This window comes from Microbacterium sp. SORGH_AS_0888 (assembly GCF_030818905.1).
Taxonomy (GTDB): Bacteria; Actinomycetota; Actinomycetes; order Actinomycetales; family Microbacteriaceae; genus Microbacterium.
Window position 1 is genome coordinate 595841 of record NZ_JAUTAZ010000001.1, and the last position, 19110, is coordinate 614950.

Sequence of the window (19110 nt, forward strand, 5' to 3'; positions counted from 1 at the left end):
CTGCAGCTGCTCTCGTCCTCGGGCGTGTGCGCAGCGGGTCTCGCGGCGCTCGACGCCGCCGTGAGCAAGGTCAAGCTCGGCGATCACCCCCGCGCCGCCGTCGTCGGCTCCGAGCTCGCCAGCCGAAGCCTGCGGGAGCGACGTTACGAAGGCATCCGAGCGGGCATGGACGCCCATTTCCTGCTGGATGCTCTCGGACGGCGCGGGGGCCGTCGTCGTCGAGTTCCAGCCGCATCCCTCCCGCCCCTCGCTGCGGGTCGACTGGGTGCGCCACGTCTCGCTCGCGCACGAGCACGACGTCTGCATGCGCGCCGGGATGACCGGGGCGGAGCCGGTCGTCGGCGGCACGTGGCAGGACCTGCCCGTCGCGGACGCCCGGGAGGCCGGCATGTTCCTGCTGCGACAGGATGTCGGCATGCTCGACGACCTCGCGCACGCCGGCATCGCGCAGTTCGAGGAGCTCGTCGACATCGGACTGGTCGAGGTCCGTCACGTGGACCACGTCCTCTGCCACTACAGCACCCATGCCTTCCGCGACGTCGCGTTCGATGCCCTGAAGCGCCGTATCCCGACGCTCGACACCGACCGCTGGTACTCCAACCTGGAGACCCGCGGCAACACCGGGTCGGCGAGCATCTTCATCGCGCTCGAAGAGGCGTGGCGCACCGGTCGCTTCGCCCCCGGCGAGACGATCCTCCTCGCTGTCCCGGAGTCGGGTCGGTTCTCGTTCGCGTTCGCCCATCTGACCGTCGTCGCCCCACCCCCGTCCCGAGGAGAGCTCCCATGACCGACACCGTCGCCACATCCACGGACCTGTTCGAACGCCTCGCCGACGTCTGGGTCGGGCTCGAGGAAAGACTCGCCGAGGTGCCCGTGCTCGCGCGCCTCGAGGACGGCACGGTCACCCTCGAGGACTACCGGCTGCTCCTGTTCAACCTGCGTCAGCAGGTCGTCGACGGGTCGCCGTGGATCTCGCGTGCCGCGTCGAACTTCGACGTCGCGCACTTCGAGCTGCGTTCCGCGGCCATCCGGCACGCCGAGGAGGAGCACCGCGACTACCTCATGATCGAGCGCGACTACGTCGCGATCGGCGGGACGCTCGAGGAGCTGCGCGCAGGGCGCAAGAACGTCGGGTCCGAGGCGCTCTCGGGCTACATGTTCCACTACGCCGGCCGGCCGAACCCCGTGGGGCTGCTGGGCGCGATGTTCATCATCGAGGGGCTCGGTGCGCGGCGCGCCGCCGGGTGGGCGGCACGGTTCCAGGAGGTCCTGGGGCTCGCCGACAACCAGGTGCACTTCCTTCGCTACCACCAGGATGCGGACGCCCAGCACACGGGCGGTCTCGAGGCGATCCTCACCTCGGGCATCGTCGGCGACGACGACGCGGACGAGATCGTGCGCTGCGCCGAGGTCGTCGCCCGGCTCTACGCCCTCCAGCTCGAGGAGATCGACCGCTGATGGCCGAGTTCGTCCGCTCCGATCCGAGCATGTGGGAGGCGGTCTACGCCGATCCGTCCGTGCCGCTGGACCGCGCGCTGGTGCGCCGCATCATCGACGATCAACGGCGGCCGTCGCGCCGATGGCTGTATCCGATCGCACGCATCGTGTCGCGTGTGCTGGTCGGCGCCGTCTCCGTGGTCAAACGCGTTCTTCCGTTCCGGTGGATGCCCCTGCGCACGATGGACGCGCTGTGCGTCTGGTTCCTCCGGCGCTACGTGTCGCCGGACGCGGTCGAGCTGCTGATCCGTCACTTCGTCGTCGAGACGAACCTCGTCAACTTCATCATCCGCAACACCGACGCCGACATCCCGCCGGTGACGCTTCGGCCCGAGACACTCGCAGGGCTCGGCGACTCCGCCGTCGTGGAGCACGACGTCAACGTGTACGACGTGCTCATCGCCCTCGACGGGGTGCCGCTCGTGCGACCGGACACGCTCGACGTCGCGCAGCTCGACATCCCCCCGCTCGACGCCGAGCGCTGGCGTCGCCGCCGCGTGCGGCTCGACATCCAGACCGCGCTCTGCCTCATGAACATCCCGTTCTCGATGGCGCTGACCGTGGAGGAGTACCGTCGCGCGGTGCACTCCATGCGCTTCGACGACTCGTTCCTCGAGATCCTGTCGCTGCTGACCGGCGACGACACGTTCCGGCACTGGAAGCTGGCGGGGATGAGCCTGTGGATGGACTCGAACGTGGACGTCCCGCGCATGGTCTATCGGCACGCGCTCGTGTGCGAGTACGCCCATGCGCAGCTCGTGAAGCTCGCCGGCGGCCGCTACCCGCGCGACACGCCCGAAGACTTCGACTGAATCGGCTCGCGGCATGACGAAGGCCCCGGTCATCGATCTGACCGGGGCCTTCTGTCACACGTGCGCGAGGGGGGACTTGAACCCCCACGCCCTATACGGGCACTAGCACCTCAAGCTAGCGCGTCTACCTATTCCGCCACCCGCGCGTGTCTTTCTCGGTTCTGCAACCGAGGATCGAGCCTAGCACGTCCGAGAGCCCCCTCCGAACGCCGACGGAAACGTCGGCGTCACGTGCACCCGGTAGCCTGATCCGCATGACCGGACCCGCCTCCTCGGGCGATACCGACCTGCCCGAGGTCGTTCGCATCGCCCGCGACCTCATCCGGTTCGACACGAGCAACTTCGGCGGCGGCCGCGCTCATGGCGAACGTGAGGCGGCCGAGTACGTCGGCGCCTACCTGGAGGGCCTCGGGTTGGATGTCGCCTACTACGAGCCGCGGGATCGACGCACGAACGTCTGCGCGCGGGTGCCGGGGCGCGACCGCGCGAAGCCGGCGCTCGTCGTGCACGGCCATCTCGACGTGGTGCCCGCGATCGCGGAGGACTGGACCGAGGACCCCTTCGCCGGAGTGATCCGGGACGGCATGCTGTGGGGGCGGGGCGCGGTCGACATGAAGGACATGGACGCCATGATCCTCACGTCGCTCGCCGACATCCTGCGTGCGGGAGACCAGCCCGAGCGCGACCTCGTCGTGACGTTCTTCGCCGACGAGGAGAACGGGGGAGTGGAGGGCTCGGCGCTCGTCGTCCGCGACCGCCCGGAGTGGTTCGCAGGCGCGACCGAGGCGATCAGCGAGGTCGGGGGGTTCTCGATCGACGTCGGCGCGCGACGCGCCTATCTGCTCCAGGTGGGCGAGAAGGCGCTGCTGTGGCTGCGGCTCGTGGCGCGCGGAGCGGCCGGCCACGGCAGCCGGTACCACCACGACAACGCCGTCACACGGCTCGCCGAGGCCGTCGCAACCCTCGGCCGGACCGAGTGGCCCATCCGGCTCACCGACACCACCAGGCTCTTCCTGACCGAGCTCGCGCGGCTCTCCGGAGCCGATGTCGCGGATGCGGACGCCGTCGCCGCCGGCGTGGGGCCGGCCGAGGCCTTCCTCAAGGCCACGCTGCGCACGACGGCCAACCCGACCGGGCTGACGGCGGGCTACAAGCACAACGTCATCCCGGACCGCGCGGAAGCCCTCATCGACGTGCGCGTGCTCCCCGGCACCGAGGACGAGGCCCTGGCCGACATCCGCCGGATCGTCGGAGACGACATCGAGATCGAGACCGTGGTGCGCGACATCGGCATGGAGGTCCCGTTCGAGGGCGACCTCGTCGACGCGATGGTGGCGGCGCTGGGGCGCCACGACCCCGGGGTCCCCGTCATCCCCTACCTGCTGGGAGCGGGCACGGACAACAAGGCTCTCGCCCCGCTCGGCATCGCCGGCTACGGCTTCGCACCGTTGCGTCTGCCGGCGGGTCTGGACTTCACCGGAATGTTCCACGGCGTCGACGAGCGCGTGCCGATCGACTCCCTCCTGTTCGGGCAGCGGGTCCTCACCGACCTGCTGCGCACCTACTGACCCGAAAGGTCCGAATGCACTTCTTCGAGGCGATCTTCCTGGGCCTGGTCCAGGGTCTGACCGAGTTCCTCCCAGTGTCCTCCAGCGCGCACCTGCGCATCGTGGGGGTCTTCCTCCCCGGGGCGGAGGACCCCGGTGCCGCATTCACCGCCATCACGCAGATCGGGACGGAGGCCGCGGTCATCATCTTCTTCTGGCGCGACATCGTCCGGATCATCGGACACTGGTGCCGCTCCCTCGTCGGCCGCGTCCCGCGAGACGACCCGGATGCGCGCATGGGCTGGCTGATCATCGTCGGCTCCATCCCGATCGTCGTGCTGGGGCTCCTCTTCCAGGACCAGATCGAGACCGTGTTCCGCTCGCTGTGGCTCGTCGCGGGGATGCTGATCTTCTTCGGCGTGCTCCTGGGCATCGCGGATGCCGTCGGCTCACAGCGCCGCAAGCTCAACGACCTCACGATCGGACATGGGCTGATCTACGGCATCGCCCAGTCCTTCGCACTCATCCCCGGTGTGTCCCGTTCGGGCGGCACGATCACGGCGGGGCTGTTCATGGGCTACGAGCGGGCCGCCGCGGCGCGCTACGCGTTCCTCCTCGCGATCCCCGCGGTGCTCGGCAGCGGTCTGTACCAGCTGTACAAGTCGATCGCGAAGCCGTGCGTCGCCGGCGCCACGGGCTGCACGCCCGAGGTGTTCTCGCTCGGCGAGACCGCCCTCGCCACCGTGATCGCGTTCGTCGTGGCCCTCGTGGTGATCAAGTTCTTCATGGGCTGGATCTCGAAGCACAGCTTCCTGCCGTTCGTGATCTACCGCGTGGCGCTCGGCGCCGTGCTCCTGGTGCTGCTCAGCACGGGCGTCATCCCCGCCGTCTGAACGACGGCGCCTCAGCGGCGCGGGTCGTCCCTGCCCGGCTTGGACGGCCCGTCGCCGCGGCGACGAAGGTACTGCTCGAACTCGCGGGCGATCGCATCCCCGGAGGCCTCGGGGGAGTCCCAGGTGTCGCGCGTGCGCTCGAGGCCGCGGATGTACTCGGTCATCTCCTCGTCGTCGGCCGCCGCCGCGTCGATCGAGGCCTCCCAGGCGGCCGACTCCGTCGCCAGATCGGCGCGCGGCACCCGAGCGCCCGTGAGGTCCTCCAGCCGATCGAGCAGGGCGAGCGTCGCCTTCGGCGACGGGGTGTGCCCGGCGACGTAGTGCGGCACGCTCGCCCAGAGCGTCGCGCTCGGGATCCCGACCTCCTCCGCCTTCTGGGCGAGGACAGAGAGGATGCCGACGGGCCCCTCGTACGTCGAGCGCTCCAGCTCGAGCGCGACGCGAAGGCCTTCGTTGTCGCTTCCCGCGAAGACCGAGATCGGCCGCGTGTGGGGGACGTCGGACATCATCGAGCCGAGACCGACGAAGCCCGTGATGTCCTCGCGGAGCGCGACGTCGATGAGCTCCGCCGCGAACGCCTGCCAGGCGCGGGCGGGCTCGACGCCCGTGAGCAGCCACAGCTGGGGGCCGCGGGTCGGGTGGGCGGGCCTCAGGATGGTCGCCTCCGGCCAGGTCAGGACACGGCGGCCGTCGACATCCAGCGATGCCTGCGGGCGGGTGTACTGGTAGTCGAAGTAGAGCTCCGGGTCCACCGCATGGACCTTCTCGTACTCGCCCTGCGACGTCAGCAACGACACCGCGGCGGATGCGGCTTCCCCGGCGTCGTTCCAGCCGTCGAAAGCGGCCACCAGAATCCGACGACCGAGTGCGTCCACGCGTTCCTCTCCCTGGTCCGACCGGACCGATTCCCTCAAGGATAGGCCGTCGTCCCGCGACGGGGCCCGCGACGGCGCTCGGTACGATGGCGGGATGCCCTTCGCGCTTCCCGCCGCCGTCCTCTGGGACATGGACGGCACACTCGTCGACACGGAGCCCTACTGGATGGCCGCGGAGATCCCGCTCGTCGAGTCTTTCGGCGGGGTCTGGACGCATGAGCAGGCGCTGGCCCTCGTGGGCCTCGGACTGGAGGACGCGGCGCGTCTGCTCCAGGACGCGGGCGTGCAGCTGCCCGTGCACGAGATCGTCGATCGGCTCACCGCACGGGTCATGGAGCAGTTCCGCACGAAGGGCGTGCCGTTCCGGCCGGGCGCGCGTGAGCTGCTCGCCGACCTCCGCGCCGCCGGCGTGCGGACGGGACTCGTGACCATGTCGCTGCGACGCATGGCCGAGACCGTGGTCGAGCTGATCGACTTCCCGGCCTTCGACGTCATCGTCGCCGGCGACGACGCCACCCGGGCCCAAGCCGTTCCCCGACCCGTATCTGGAGGCGTGCACGGAGCTCGGCGTCGACATCGCCGACACCGTCGCGATCGAGGACTCGCCCAACGGGCTGCGTTCGGCCGTCGCCGCAGGCGGCGTCGCGCTCGGCGTGCCGCTGATGGTGTCGCTCACCGGCGTGGGGGCCCACGAGCTGTGGCCGACGCTCGACGGCCGCACCGCCCAAGACATCGCCCGACTGCACGCCGCGCATGCGCGGCGGCCGAGACAGGACACCTGATGACGACTCCTCCGACTCCGCCGCGCGGACCCTTCCGCTACGGCGACCGCGTGCAGCTGACCGACCCCAAGGGGAAGCTCCACACGATCACGCTCCGCGAGCGCGGGGAGCTGCACACCCACCACGGCGTCCTGCGCCACGATGCGCTGATCGACCTGCCCGATGGCTCCGTCGTCGCCAACAGCGCCGGTCACGAGTACCTCGCGCTGCGCCCGCTGCTCCGCGACTTCGTGATGTCCATGCCCCGGGGCGCGGCGATCGTGTACCCGAAGGACGCGGCTCAGATCGTGGCCCAGGCCGACATCTTCCCCGGTGCCGTCGTCGTCGAGGCGGGCGTCGGGTCCGGAGCGCTCTCGCTGAGCCTGCTGCGCGCGGTCGGCGCGACCGGGCGCCTCGTCTCGTTCGAGCGGAGGCCGGAGTTCGCCGAGGTCGCGACCGCGAACGTGGAGACGTTCACGGGCGCGGCCCCCGGCAACTGGGAGGTCGTGCTGGGCGACCTCGTGACCGCCCTGCCCGAGACGATGCCCGCGGGCTCGGTCGACCGCGTCGTGCTCGACATGCTCGCGCCGTGGGAGTGCATCGACGTCGCCGCCGACGCGCTCGTCTCCGGCGGCGTGGTGATCTGCTACGTCGCGACGGCCACGCAGCTCAGCCGCGTCGCGGAGTTCATCCGCGGCACGGGACTGTTCACCGAGCCGGAGGCGAGCGAGACCCTCGTCCGGGGCTGGCACGTCGAGGGCCTGGCCGTGCGACCGGATCACCGCATGGTCGCGCACACCGGCTTCCTCCTCACGGCCCGCCGCCTCGCGCCCGGCGCCGTGCCCCCCGAACGCAAGCGCCGGGCCTCGAAGGCGACGGGCACGGATGTCGACCTCGAGGCGTGGACGCCGGGCGCCGTGGGGGATCGCGAGATCACCGACAAGAACCTCCGCAAGCGCGTTCGGGAGGCGCAGCGGGCCGCGGAGGGGAGCCTGCGCGCACGGTCGGGCGACGCGGAGCCGACCGCCTAGACTTATCCGGTGCGAAAACTGCCCGCCGTCCTGGCCGTCACCGCTCTCGCGGTCGTCTCGCTCGCCGGCTGCTCCGCCGGAGCGGCGCAGACGTGCGCCCGTCCCGCGGGCGACAGCACGCTGAGCTCGCTCGTGAGCGTGTCCGGAGACACCGGCGCCGCACCGCAGGTCTCCGTCTCGACACCGTTCCACGCGAGCGGCACGTCGGTCTACGACCAGACGACCGGCGACGGCACCGAGGTCGTCTCCGATTCACAGGCGGTCGTGCTGGGCATGACGGTCGTCGACGGCGCGACCGGCAAGACCCTGCTGCAGTTCGGGTACGACGACCTCACCGACGTCCAGACGGTCTCCACCTGGCTGGAAGCGGCCCCTGGCCTCGAAAGCGCGCTCATGTGCGCGTCGGCGGGCTCGCGTGTCATCGTGGGTCTCGATCAGAGCGGGCTGACGACCAAGGCCGCGGACACCCTGGGCATCACCAAGGGCGGCTCGGCGGTCTTCGTGGTCGACCTGCGCAAGGTCTACCTCGCCGCCGCCGACGGCGCGCTGCAGTTCAACGACGCCCGCGGTCTGCCGACCGTCGTGCGCGCCGCGACGGGGCAGCCCGGCATCATCATCCCCGACGCGCCCGCGCCGACCGAGCCGGTCGTCCAAGTCCTGAAGAAGGGCTCCGGAGCCGTGCCGACCAGCACCGACACCATCCGGGTCAACTACACGACCGTCTCCTGGGACAAGCGTGATGTCACGAACACGTCGTGGGGGAGCGCTCCCGTTCCCGTCCCGCTCTCGGGGACGGACCAGATCACGAAGGCGCTGGCGTCGGAGCCGGTCGGGTCGCAGGTCATGGTCGTCGTCCCCGCCGGCACCTCGTCGGCATCCAGCGGCGCGCAGGTCATCGTGTTCGACATCCTCGGCATCGACGGCCAGGAGGGCTGACCGGCGCCATAGGATTGCCGGGTGCCGACCCTGCCCGCGCCCGAGGAGCGACTCGTCAATCTCGTCGTCGCTCTCATGGCGACCCAGCACGGGCTGACGAAGGACACGATCCTGTCGTCGGTGTCGGGATACCGGGAACAGGTCGAGTCGGGCGCCTCGAAGGACGCGCTCGAGAAGATGTTCGAGCGCGACAAGGAGAGCCTGCGCCAGCTCGGCGTCCCGATCGAGACGATCGGCGACCACGCCGACCCGGACGATCTGCGCGAAGCCCGCTACCGTGTCCCGACGACCGAGTACGCGCTGCCCGCCGACATCCGGTTCACGCCCGCCGAGATCGCGCTGCTGAACCTCGCGGGGGGCGTGTGGGGCGAGAGCTCCATGTCGGCGGATGCCCGCAGCGGACTGCGCAAGATCCGCTCCCTCGGCGGGACGGTCGACGAGCAGATCATCGGCTACGCGCCGCGACTGAGCGTACGCGACCCGGCCTTCGCGCCGCTTCAGCGTGCGATCGAGCACGCGCGCGTCGTCGCCTTCCACTACCTCAAGCCGGGGGAGGAGGCGCCCCGGCCGCGTCGGGTGCGCCCGCTCGCCCTCGTCGACTACGAGGCCAGATGGCACGTGCTCGCCGACGACCTCGCGGCGGGCGCGGAACGCACGTTCCTGCTGTCCCGCATCGTGAGCCCCGTCCAGGTCACACGCGAGAGCTTCGATCCCGCGCTGCAGGACGGTGCGGGAGAGCGCGCCCTCGCCGGCCTCGCCGCGGTCGCCGCGACGCACGAGGCACACGTCGAGGTGCACCCCGGCACCGAGGCGGCGCTTCGTCTGCGCCGTCGCGCGACGGAGGCGGAGCAGGGGCTCCGGCTGCCGTACGTCGACGTGCACGTGCTCGCCGACGAGCTCGCCTCCTACGGCCCGGAGGTGCGGGTCGTGCATCCGCCGCTCCTGCGCGAGCTCGTCATCGCACGACTGCGCGCCGCCCGCGACCGCCACGGGAGCACGCGATGACCGTCGCCGCGCTGCGCCGCGCCCGCCTCGGGACACCCTCGACACCGCCCGATCCGGGTCAGCCCCGGGGGAAGGATGCCGCATGAGCCCCGGACGCCCCCTGATCGCCACCGATCGGGCAGCCCTCATCATGCAGCTCGTGCCCTACCTGGTCGAGCAGGGCGAGGTCTCGGTCGCCCAGGCCGCGGCCGACTTCGACGTCACCCCGGCGCAGATGCGCCAGATGGTCGAGCGGCTGACGGTCATCGGCCGTCCCGGCGACAGCGGGTTCTGGCAGCTTCCGCACGACCTCTTCGACATCGACTGGGATCTGCTCGACGGGCAGGACCGGATCGCGCTGACCCAGACGGTCGGTCTCGAACAGGCTCCGCGGCTCACCGCCCGCGAGGCCGCCGCGTTGCTGGCGGGCCTCCAGCTCGCGGCGGGGCTGCCCGGCATCGCCGGCTCGCCCGTCCTCACCGACCTTCTCGCCAAGCTGTCCCGCGGCTCCTCCGGAAGACCCGCCGAGGTCATCGTCGCGCCCGCGCCCGTCGACGAGGTGCGCGAGCGGGTGCACGAGGCGCTCGCGCGTGCGGTCGCCGTCTCCTTCACGTATCGCACGCCGGAGGGCCGCGCCACGACGCGGACGGTCGATCCGGTCACCGTGCACATCGCCGACGGCCAGTGGTACCTCCAGGGCTGGTGCCACCTGCGCGAGGCGATGCGCACCTTCCACCTCGACCGGGTGTCCGACCTCGTGCTCACCGACATCCCGAGCCAGCACGCCGGCGAGACGGCGACGGCGCTGTTCGACGCCGATCGGGCCGACATCCTCGCCCGCATACGCTTCCCGGCTCCGCTCGCGCCGCTGCTCGGCGACTACCTGGCCGGCACGGAGATCGACGAGGAGGCCGGCGTGTGCACGGCCACGGTCAGACTCGCCGACGAGCGGGGGCTCCGCCGGCTCGCCGCGCGACACGGCGGCGAGCTCGAGGTCCTGGGCCCCGCGGCGGTGCGAGACGCCGTCATCGAGTGGGCCGAGGCGGGGCTGGAGCAGTACGGCCACGCCTGAGCGCGTCCCCGGCCCCGTCGAGGACAGCGGGGTAGACTGTGTCGACGTCCGCGGAAGGATTCCCTCATGCTTCAAGGCCTCACCGGGTGGCATTTCCTCGCCATCCTGGTCATCATCCTGCTGCTGTTCGGCGCCGCCAAGCTCCCCGCTCTCGCCAAGAGCCTCGGCCAGTCTGCCCGGGTCTTCAAGGGCGAGATGAAGGAGATGAAGAAGGACGACGAGACGGCGACCTCGCAGGCGGCCTCCGAGCCCGCTGCCGGCACGACGGTGCCCAGCGAGCCGCAGCGTCGTCCTGACGGGTCCTCCGACTCGTCCGCCTGACCGGCGGTGGTCGCCACCGATCCCGCGCGCGTCGACGAACCGGACGCGCCCCGTCGTGACCGGCGGATGTCGCTCTCCCAGCACCTGGTGGAGCTGCGGAAGCGGCTGATGATCGCCGCCCTCGCCCTCGTCGTGGGCATGGTGGTCGCCTTCTTCATCACCGACCCCGTCATCACCGTCATCACCGCCCCCATCAGAGTCATCGCGGAGCAGCGCGGCGACAACTTCTCGGCGCTCAACTTCGGCACCGTCACGAGCGCTTTCGACATGCGGGTCCGGATCGCGTTCACGATCGGCATCTTCCTCTCGGCGCCGATCTGGATGTGGCAGGTCTGGGCGTTCGTCATGCCCGGCCTCACCCGCAAGGAGATCCGGTACACGATCGGCTTCGTCGGCGCCGCGATCCCGTTGTTCTTCGCCGGCTGCTACGTCGGCATCCTGATCATGCCGCACGTGATCGAGCTGATGTGGTCGTTCACGCCCGCCGGCGGCACCAACTTCTACGACGCCAAGGACTACTACGACTTCATCTTCAAGCTGATGATCGTGATCGGCATCGCCTTCGTGCTGCCCGTCTTCCTCGTCGCGCTCAACATGTCCGGCATCATCAGCGGAAAGGCGATCCTCAAGGGATGGCGCGTCGCCATCCTCGTCGCCTCGATCTTCGCGGCGATCGCGACGCCCGCGGCCGACATCGTGTCGATGCTGATGCTCGCCGGCATCCTGGTCGTGCTCTACTTCGCGGCGGCGGGCTTCGCACTGATCGTCGACCGTCGCCGTGCCAAGCGCGCCGTCGACCTCCTCCCCGGCCCGCCCGCATGAGCACGCCCAGCCCGGCCGAGCGGTATGCGCAGGCCGAGCAGAGCCGACGGCACCCGATCACGGCGGAGTTCGCCGCGATGCAGCGATTCGACCTCGATCCCTTCCAGTGGGAGGGATGTCGCGCGCTCGAGGACGGGCACAGCGTCCTGGTCGCCGCGCCCACCGGCGCGGGCAAGACCATCGTGGGGGAGTTCGCGGTGCACCTCGCCATGCGCGAGCCGCGCACGAAGGCGTTCTACACGACCCCCATGAAAGCGCTCTCGAACCAGAAGTTCCGCGAGCTCACCGAGGCCTACGGCGCCGAGAACGTCGGGCTGCTGACGGGCGACACCAACATCAACGGCTCGGCGCGCGTGCTCGTGATGACCACCGAGGTGCTGCGCAACATGCTCTACGCCGACTCACCGGCGCTGCGCGACCTCGGCTACGTCGTGATGGACGAGGTGCACTTCCTGGCAGATCGCTTCCGCGGCGCGGTGTGGGAGGAGGTCATCATCCACCTCCCCGCCGCCGTCCGGCTCGTCTCGTTGTCGGCGACGGTCTCCAATGCCGAGGAGTTCGGCGACTGGCTGGACACCGTCCGCGGGGACACCGACATCGTCGTGTCGGAGGTGCGGCCCGTTCCCCTCGAGCAGCACATGCTCGTGCGCGGCGACCTGCTCCCGCTGTTCGACGACCGCGGGAACGGCTCACAGGTCAACCGCGAGCTGTTGCGGCTCGGCGGCAGCGCTTCGGCGTACGGCTCCGATCGGCGCGGCGGAGGACGGCGGGGCGGGCCACGGCGCCCCCCGGCGCCCGGTCGCCGCGGCGACCGCGTCGACCGTCCGGAGGTCGTGGAGCTCCTCCGGCGCTCCGGGCTGCTGCCCGCGATCTTCTTCATCTTCAGCCGTGTCGGGTGCGACTCCGCGGTCGGTCAGACACGACGGGCGGGACTGCGGCTGACCACACCGGAGGAACGCGGCGAGATCCGAGCCATCGTGGCCGAGCGCACGCGGTCGCTGCCGGAGGAGGACCTCGCCGTGCTCGGGTTCTGGGAGTGGCGCGAAGACCTCGAGCGGGGCGTCGCGGCTCACCACGCCGGGCTGCTGCCGGCGTTCAAGGAGATCGTCGAGGAGCTGTTCCAGCGCAAGCTCGTGAAGGTCGTGTTCGCGACCGAGACCCTCGCGCTGGGGATCAACATGCCCGCCCGCACGGTCGTCCTCGAGAAGCTCGAGAAGTTCAACGGCGAGGCGCGGGTCGCGATCACGTCGGGCGAGTACACGCAGCTCACCGGCCGTGCCGGCCGTCGGGGGATCGACGTCGAGGGACACGCCGTCGTGCAGTGGTCGGACGCCCTCGATCCGCAGTCGGTGGCGGCGCTCGCATCGCGGCGCACCTACCCGCTGAACTCCAGCTTCCGCCCGACCTACAACATGGCCGTGAACCTCATCGACCAGTTCGGGCGCGCGCGGGCTCGCGAGATCCTCGAGTCGTCGTTCGCCCAGTTCCAGGCGGACCGCGCCGTGGTCGGCCTCGCGCGTGAGGTCCGGGAGGCGGAGGCGTCGCTCGCGGGCTATGCGAAGGCGATGACGTGTGATCGAGGCGACTTCGCGGAGTACTCCGGCATCCGACGCGAGCTCAGCGATCTCGAGAGGATCACGCGGCGCGACGTGACGGCCTCGCGCGGCACGCGCGACGCGCGGCAGCAGCAGATCCACTCGTTGCGCAAGCGCATGCAGCGACATCCGTGCCATTCCTGCCCCGACCGGGAGCAGCACGCGCGCTGGGCGGAGCGGTACTGGCGGCTGCGCCGCGACATCGAACGGAAGCGACGGCAGATCGACACGAGGACGGGCACCGTCGCGCGCGTGTTCGACCGCGTCGTCGACGTGCTGGGCGAGCTCGGGTACGTCGACGCCGACGAGGACGGCGCCACCCGGCTGACACCGGCGGGGCGCCGGATGCGCCGCATCTACGGCGAGCGTGATCTCCTGGTGGCCGAGTCGCTGCGCACGGGCATCTGGGAGGGTCTGGACGCGCCCGCGCTCGCGGCGCTCGTCTGCGCACTCGTCTACGAGCCGCGCCGCGACGAGGCCGGAGTGGGGGAGCGGGGGCTGCCGCGCGGCGCGTTCCGCACGGCGCTTCGCGAGACCGAGGACCTCTGGCAGCGGCTCGACGATCTGGAGCAGCAACACCATCTGCCCGGCTCGGAGCCGCCCGCCCCCGGCCTCAGCCCGGCGATGCACGCCTGGGCCCGCGGCGCCGTGCTCGATCGGGTTCTCACGGAAGCCGACATGGCCGCCGGTGACTTCGTGCGATGGGCCAAGCAGACGATCGACCTCCTCGACCAGCTGTCGCTCGTCGCCGACGGCTCCGTGGGCACCACGGCACGCAAGGCGCTGGATGCGGTGCGCCGGGGGATCGTCGCCTACAGCTCCGTCTGATCCTGCTCGCCTAGGCTCGATGCGTGCCCGAACGCCGCCTCCCCGTGCGCCCACCGCTGCCGTTGTGGGCAGCCCTCCTCTCCGCCGTGCTCGGGGGTCTCGCCCTCACGACCGCCTTCCCGGCGCTGTCGTGGTGGCCCATGGTGTTCGTCGGCATCCCGCTGGCGCTGCTCTCGCTGATCGGGCGTCGTGCCGGCAGCGCCTTCCTCGTCGGCGCGCTCTTCGGCGCCGCGTTCTTCCTCGTGAACGTGCTGTTCACCGCGCGCTACCTCGGGCCGGTTCCGTGGCTCGCACTCTCGATCTTCGAGGCGCTTCTGACGGGCGCCGCCGGGATCACGATCACCCTCGCCTACCGCTGGGCTCCCCGGCTGCTTCCGGCTCTCCGGTGGCGGCTCGCGGCGCTGCCCGTCCTCGTCGCCGCCCTGTGGACCATGCGGGAGCAGTTCCTCGGCTCGTGGCCCTACGGCGGGTTCCCGTGGGGCCGCGTCGGACTCACCCAGGTGTCGGGGCCCCTGGCCCCCGCCGCATCGTGGGTGGGCGTCTCCGGGCTGAGCTTCCTCATCGTGCTGCTGTGCGCGGTCGTGATCGAGCTCATCCGCACTCGAGCGTTCCGACGCCCGCTCGCCGTCGTCCCCGCGGTCGTGCTCGCCGCGCTGCTGCTCGTCGCCCCGCTGTTCCCCACGACCGACGCGGGCAGCATCCGGGTCGGTGCCGTGCAGGGGAACGGACCGGCGGGATACTTCGACACGCGCGCGGCCGGCGATGTCCTCGACGCCCAGCTCGCCGCGAGCGAGGCGCTCGCGGGCGAACGGCTCGACCTGCTGCTGTGGCCCGAAGGCTCCGTGGACGCCGACCCGTCCAGCCCGACGGTGAGCGCCGCGCTCGACCGCGTCTCCGAGTCCGTCGGGGCGCCGCTGCTGGCGAACGTGCCCGGGCTCGCCCGCGGCGGCCAGCTGTTCAACACCTCGTTCCTCTGGCAGCCGGGACAGCCCGTGACCCAGACGTACGACAAGCGCCACCCGGTTCCGTTCGGCGAGTACGTTCCCGACCGGTGGCTCTACGAGCCGCTGGCCCCGGATCTCATCGGCCTGCTGCAGCGGGACTACACGCCCGGCACGACGCCGCCGGTCATGGATGTCGCGGGCACGCGGGTCGGCCTGGCGATCTGCTTCGACGTCATCTACGACGACGTCATCTGGGATGCGATCGACGGCGGCAGCGAGGTGTTCATGTTCCAGACGAACAACGCGGACTTCCGGGGCACGGACGAGAATCTGCAGCAGCTCGCGATCGCACGGATGCGCGCGATCGAGACGGGCCGGGCGGTCGTGAACATCTCGACCGTGGGGACGAGTCAGGTGATCGCGCCGGACGGCTCCGAGGTCGACGGCCTCGCCGCGGACACGGCGGGGGCGATGGTCACGACGGTTCCCCTGCGAACCGGACTCACGCCCGCGATCGTGATCGGCCCGTGGCTGCAAGCGGTCCTGGGGTGGGGGAGCCTGATCGCGTTGGCTCTCATCGGCACCCTCGTCCGTCTGCGACGCAAGAAGGCGGCGCCGGAACCCGAAGGTCCCGGCGCCGCCGAGGGGGAGTGAGCCCTACGCCGACTTCTTGGCGGTGACGTCGTCGCCCGCGCCGCGCCGGGCTCGGATGAAGGCGAGTCGCTCCTCGAGAAGCTCTTCGAGCTCGGGGATCGTACGCCGCTCCAGCAGCATGTCCCAGTGGGTGCGTGCAGCCTTGTCGTCGCTGTGGTCGACGGTCACGGTGGTGTCGCCGATGCGAAGCACCGCCTCGCCGCCGCACGAGCGGCACTCCCAGGTCTCGGGCGCCTCGGCGTCAGCTGCGAAAGTCAGGGTCGTCTCCTTGGCACACGTGCTGCACACGTATGTGCGCTGCGTGCGCTCATGAAGAACGACGCCCTCTTCGCTCTGAAGGCTCTGGGCGCCGAGTCGGATTCCGCGGAGACTGCGGTCTGCCATTTTGTGGTCCTCTCGTCGCGTCTGTACTCCGGTATAACGTCACGACCTGTGGGGATCATCCGAGCGCCCAGAAGCCGTGGAGAACTCACAGACGATGCTCAGCCGGCGGCGCCGAGAACATCGAGTGCCAGGTCGGCGCGATCGGTCACGATGCCGTCGACCCCCGCGTCGACGAGCCGCCGCATGTCGTCCGGATCGTTCACCGTCCAGACGTGGACCTCGACGTCCGCGGCGTGGACGAGCCGCACGAAGCGGGGAGTGAGAATCCTGACCGCGCCCTGCCTCTCCGGCACCTGGACGGCGTCCACGCCCCGCAGCGCACGTCGGACGGCCGCCGCCGAGCCGACGGCGACGGCTGCCAGGAGGCGGACGATCGTGCGGCTCCCGGCGGAGGTCGCGGGCCGCATCTCGGGGCGTCCGACCGCCGCCGCGGCCAGGGCGGCGCGACGCCGGGCATCGGAGAAGCTCGTCAGCAGGACGCGCTCGGCGACAGGGGCGACCAGTCGCCCCGCGGGGAGTGCCGCGTCGGCTGCCTTGACGTCGACGTTGAACCGCGTCTCGGGGAACGCCTCCAGCGCCTGGGCCAGCGTCACCAGCCCGCCCCGACCGGACATGATCCGCTCGAGCTCGCGCAGGTCGACGTCCCGCAGCCGACGCGGATCCCCGGTCACGCGCCGCAGGTCCTCGTCGTGGAACAGCACCACGACGCCGTCCCGCGTCAGATGACAGTCGGACTCGATGTAGTGGACGCCGGCCGCGTGCGCCGCGGCGAGCGCCGCGAAGGAGTTCTCGACCACGCCCGACTCGCGCTCGCTCGCGCCGACGAGTCCGCGGTGAGCGAGCACCCGCGGACGGGGCGTGCGTTCGAGATAGGGGTGAGCCACGGCGTGAACCTAACACGCGCGGGTGACGTGGATTGGTAGTGTCGTGTGGGCTGTGAACGACGCGGCCCCTTGCAGGATCAGGAGTGCCCGTGTCCGATAGTCCCGCCCCGCTCGCCCCCGGCAGTCTCGCCGGCAAGACCGCTCTCGTGACCGGCTCGTCACGGGGCATCGGCGCCGACACCGCCCGATACCTCGCCCAGGCGGGCGCGGACGTCGTCATCAACTACCGCAACAAGGCGCCCCGCGCCGAGAAGCTCGCCACCGAGCTGCGCGCACTCGGCGTTCGCGTGCTCGTCGTCGGCGCCGACCTCACGGACCCCGCGTCCGTCTCGGCGATGTTCGAGGAGGTCGCCCGCGAGTTCGGCGCGCTCGACATCCTCGTGCTCAACGCCTCGGGCGGCATGGAGAGCGGCATGGCCGAGGACTACGCGCTGCAGCTGAACCGCGATGCGCAGATCCGCGTGCTCGAGACCGCGCAGCCGCTTCTGCACGATGGCAGCCGCGTGGTGTTCGTCACGAGCCACCAGGCTCATTTCATCCGCACCGCGCCCACGATGCCCGAGTACGAGCCGGTCGCGCTGTCGAAGCGCGCGGGTGAGGATGCGCTGCGCGAGCGGATCCCGTCGCTCACCGCGCAGGGCATCGATTTCGTGGTCGTCTCCGGTGACATGATCGAAGGCACGATCACCGCAACGCTGCTCGAGCGGGCGAACCCGGGCGCGATCTCGGAGCGGCGCGGCGCGGCCGGCAAGCTCTACAACGTCTCGGAGTTCGCCGCCGAGGTCGCGCAGGCCGCGATCGACCCGGTGCCCGCGGACAACACGCGACTCGTCGGCGACATCAGCTCGTTCTCCGCGTGAGCGTATGAAGGGAGGGGCCGCACCGTTGGTGCGGCCCCTCCCTTCATACGCCGATCGTCAGAGCGCCTTGAAGGTGAACGCGCGAACGATCTGGAAGACGCCGAGCACGACGAGCGAGATCCCGAGGATCCACCACAGAACCAGTGCTCCCCACAGCGGCGAGAAGAGGATGAACAGACCGGCGATGATGCTCAGCGCCGCGAAGAAGATCGTCCCTCCCTTGGCCGACGTGCCGCTGAGGGTCGTCAGGGCGACGACCCCCTCGACGACCCACATGATGCCGACGAGGATGCCCAGGAAGACGGCGAGCCACACCGCCGTCGCGCCGAGGTTCGCGAAGGCGACGACTCCGGCGATGACGAACAAGACGCCCAGGATGATGTGGCCGACCCGAGACCATCCGCCCATCGAGGTGGAGAAGATCCCGAGCGCGGCGTAGACGAGACCCGCGGCGATCGCGTACACGGCGATGATCGCCGCGACGACCACCGCGGTCTTGCCGGGCCAGACGAGGATGAGGACTCCGACGATCAGGGCGATGACGCCACCGATGCCGAATGCGGTCCTGATGGTGTTGACGGCGAGCTTCTCGCCGGAGGTGGTGTCGGACATGAGCTGTCCTTTCTGTGAAATACCTGGGAAGGCATCTCCAGACTAGCGTCGCGCGGGGGAGAGGGCACCAGGAAACGCGCGAAGAGCCCCGTCCCGCACCTGCTCGACGCGAGACGGGGCACAGCCCTCAGCTCTTGCGCGGCACCCGGTTCTCGGCGCTCACCATCCACGAGAGCTGCTCAAGCCGCTCGAGGATCGCATGCAGGATGTCGGCGCTCGTCGGGTCCTCGTCGTCGACGGCGTCGTGAACCTCGCGGCACGTGCCCGCGACGTCGTCGATGCGCTCCGTGATGAGGTCGATCACCTCCGTCGTCGCGATCTCGCCCCTGGGGGAACTCGGGCAGGGTCGTGGTCTCGGCGACCACATCGCTCCTGCCGTCGGGCAGGGCGTGGAGCGAACGCATCCGCTCGGCCACCGTGTCGGAGAACTCTCGCGCGGCCTCGATGATCTCGTCGAGCTGCAGATGCGTGTCTCGGAAGTTCGTGCCCACGACGTTCCAGTGCGCCTGCTTGCCCTGGAGCGACAGCTCGATGAGGTCGACGAGAACCCGCTGCAGGTTCTCGCTCAGCTCGGCCGACGCGGTGAAACCGCGCTCGGCGTTCTGATCCTTCGTCAGCTGGGCACCCTCGCCGCCGCGGGCAGGACGGCGACGGTTGCGAGTGGCGGCGGGCTTGGCGGTCGGGGTCTTGGTGGCCACAACGGACTCCTTCTTCTCTGAGGTGATGCGATCCACGGTAGGAAGCCGCGCCGCTCCGCGCCGCGGGATTGCCCGCCGACGCACGGGGTGGTAGACCCGG

19 protein-coding genes, 1 tRNA gene and 2 pseudogenes are annotated in these 19110 nt (G+C 70.7%); 16 read left to right on the forward strand and 6 right to left on the reverse strand.

Annotated elements, in window-relative coordinates:
• Window positions 1–187 precede the first annotated feature (187 nt).
• From QE381_RS02915 to QE381_RS02925, 3 genes are read left to right on the forward strand one after another with little or no spacing between them, the layout of a single operon-like run.
• Entirely contained in the window at window positions 188–787 is a 600-nt protein-coding gene (locus QE381_RS02915) for a 3-oxoacyl-[acyl-carrier-protein] synthase III C-terminal domain-containing protein (protein ID WP_307215352.1), read from the forward strand.
• Entirely contained in the window at window positions 784–1458 is a 675-nt protein-coding gene (locus QE381_RS02920; RefSeq protein ID WP_307215354.1) for an iron-containing redox enzyme family protein, read from the forward strand. The genes QE381_RS02915 and QE381_RS02920 overlap by 4 nt, the downstream gene beginning before the upstream one ends.
• Window positions 1458–2309, forward strand: a complete 852-nt coding sequence (locus QE381_RS02925) for a hypothetical protein (RefSeq protein ID WP_307215356.1) — start codon at window positions 1458–1460, stop codon at window positions 2307–2309. Before QE381_RS02920 ends, QE381_RS02925 begins: the two co-directional genes overlap by 1 nt.
• 61 nt (window positions 2310–2370) lie before the next feature.
• Here the strand turns inward: QE381_RS02925 and QE381_RS02930 are convergent.
• Window positions 2371–2455 (reverse strand) — tRNA-Leu (locus QE381_RS02930).
• A gap of 108 nt (window positions 2456–2563) precedes the next feature.
• On the opposite strand from QE381_RS02930, the gene QE381_RS02935 reads away from it, so the two are divergent.
• Window positions 2564–3877 (forward strand): M20/M25/M40 family metallo-hydrolase, encoded by a 1314-nt coding sequence (locus QE381_RS02935; protein WP_307215358.1) that lies wholly within the window; start codon window positions 2564–2566, stop codon window positions 3875–3877.
• 14 nt (window positions 3878–3891) lie between these two features.
• Window positions 3892–4749: an undecaprenyl-diphosphate phosphatase gene (locus QE381_RS02940; protein ID WP_307215360.1), complete on the forward strand. Its 858-nt coding sequence runs from the start codon at window positions 3892–3894 to the stop codon at window positions 4747–4749.
• 11 nt (window positions 4750–4760) lie between these two features.
• Here the strand turns inward: QE381_RS02940 and QE381_RS02945 are convergent, their stop codons facing one another.
• Entirely contained in the window at window positions 4761–5624 is an 864-nt protein-coding gene (locus tag QE381_RS02945; protein ID WP_307215362.1) for a PAC2 family protein, read from the reverse strand.
• 166 nt (window positions 5625–5790) lie between these two features.
• Between QE381_RS02945 and QE381_RS17795 the strand changes: the two are divergent.
• The 10 genes and pseudogenes from QE381_RS17795 to lnt all read left to right on the forward strand — a co-directional run.
• Window positions 5791–6171: pseudogene (locus QE381_RS17795) on the forward strand (HAD family hydrolase); the annotation flags it as partial.
• Window positions 6170–6406, forward strand: a complete 237-nt coding sequence (locus QE381_RS17800; RefSeq protein WP_373426974.1) for a hypothetical protein — start codon at window positions 6170–6172, stop codon at window positions 6404–6406. The pseudogene QE381_RS17795 and the gene QE381_RS17800, both read left to right, overlap by 2 nt.
• On the forward strand, window positions 6406–7416 hold the full coding sequence (locus QE381_RS02955; RefSeq protein ID WP_307215364.1) for a tRNA (adenine-N1)-methyltransferase: 1011 nt from the start codon (window positions 6406–6408) through the stop codon (window positions 7414–7416). Before QE381_RS17800 ends, QE381_RS02955 begins: the two co-directional genes overlap by 1 nt.
• 9 nt (window positions 7417–7425) lie before the next feature.
• Window positions 7426–8352, forward strand: coding sequence for an FKBP-type peptidyl-prolyl cis-trans isomerase (locus QE381_RS02960; protein ID WP_307215367.1), 927 nt, complete (start codon window positions 7426–7428; stop codon window positions 8350–8352).
• A gap of 75 nt (window positions 8353–8427) precedes the next feature.
• Complete coding sequence (locus tag QE381_RS02965) at window positions 8428–9357, forward strand: helix-turn-helix transcriptional regulator (protein ID WP_373426975.1); 930 nt, start codon at window positions 8428–8430, stop codon at window positions 9355–9357.
• Between the two features lie 82 nt (window positions 9358–9439).
• Window positions 9440–10408, forward strand: a complete 969-nt coding sequence (locus QE381_RS02970) for a YafY family protein (RefSeq protein ID WP_307215371.1) — start codon at window positions 9440–9442, stop codon at window positions 10406–10408.
• A 66-nt stretch (window positions 10409–10474) separates the two neighbouring features.
• Entirely contained in the window at window positions 10475–10729 is a 255-nt protein-coding gene (gene tatA, locus QE381_RS02975) for a Sec-independent protein translocase subunit TatA (protein WP_307215373.1), read from the forward strand.
• A gap of 66 nt (window positions 10730–10795) precedes the next feature.
• The gene (tatC, locus tag QE381_RS02980; RefSeq protein WP_307220389.1) at window positions 10796–11551 is read left to right on the forward strand and encodes a twin-arginine translocase subunit TatC; all 756 of its coding nucleotides are present in this window, start codon (window positions 10796–10798) and stop codon (window positions 11549–11551) included.
• Window positions 11548–13974: an RNA helicase gene (locus QE381_RS02985; RefSeq protein WP_307215375.1), complete on the forward strand. Its 2427-nt coding sequence runs from the start codon at window positions 11548–11550 to the stop codon at window positions 13972–13974. The genes tatC and QE381_RS02985 overlap by 4 nt, the downstream gene beginning before the upstream one ends.
• 23 nt (window positions 13975–13997) lie before the next feature.
• Window positions 13998–15572, forward strand: coding sequence for an apolipoprotein N-acyltransferase (gene lnt / locus QE381_RS02990; protein WP_307215377.1), 1575 nt, complete (start codon window positions 13998–14000; stop codon window positions 15570–15572).
• Window positions 15573–15575: 3 nt separating this feature from the next.
• Here lnt and QE381_RS02995 read toward each other — a convergent pair whose 3' ends face one another.
• Together QE381_RS02995 and QE381_RS03000 are read right to left on the reverse strand one after the other, a co-directional pair.
• Window positions 15576–15956 (reverse strand): RNA polymerase-binding protein RbpA, encoded by a 381-nt coding sequence (locus QE381_RS02995; RefSeq protein ID WP_307215379.1) that lies wholly within the window; start codon window positions 15954–15956, stop codon window positions 15576–15578.
• Window positions 15957–16054: 98 nt separating this feature from the next.
• Window positions 16055–16840 (reverse strand): glycerophosphodiester phosphodiesterase family protein, encoded by a 786-nt coding sequence (locus QE381_RS03000; RefSeq protein WP_307215380.1) that lies wholly within the window; start codon window positions 16838–16840, stop codon window positions 16055–16057.
• Between the two features lie 89 nt (window positions 16841–16929).
• Here QE381_RS03000 and QE381_RS03005 point away from each other — a divergent pair, with 89 nt between their 5' ends.
• Window positions 16930–17700, forward strand: coding sequence for an SDR family oxidoreductase (locus tag QE381_RS03005; RefSeq protein ID WP_307215382.1), 771 nt, complete (start codon window positions 16930–16932; stop codon window positions 17698–17700).
• Window positions 17701–17757: 57 nt separating this feature from the next.
• Here QE381_RS03005 and QE381_RS03010 read toward each other — a convergent pair whose 3' ends face one another.
• On the reverse strand, window positions 17758–18312 hold the full coding sequence (locus tag QE381_RS03010) for an HdeD family acid-resistance protein (RefSeq protein ID WP_307215384.1): 555 nt from the start codon (window positions 18310–18312) through the stop codon (window positions 17758–17760).
• A 127-nt stretch (window positions 18313–18439) separates the two neighbouring features.
• Window positions 18440–18929, reverse strand: a pseudogene (locus QE381_RS03015) (Dps family protein).
• Window positions 18930–19110: the final 181 nt, after the last annotated feature.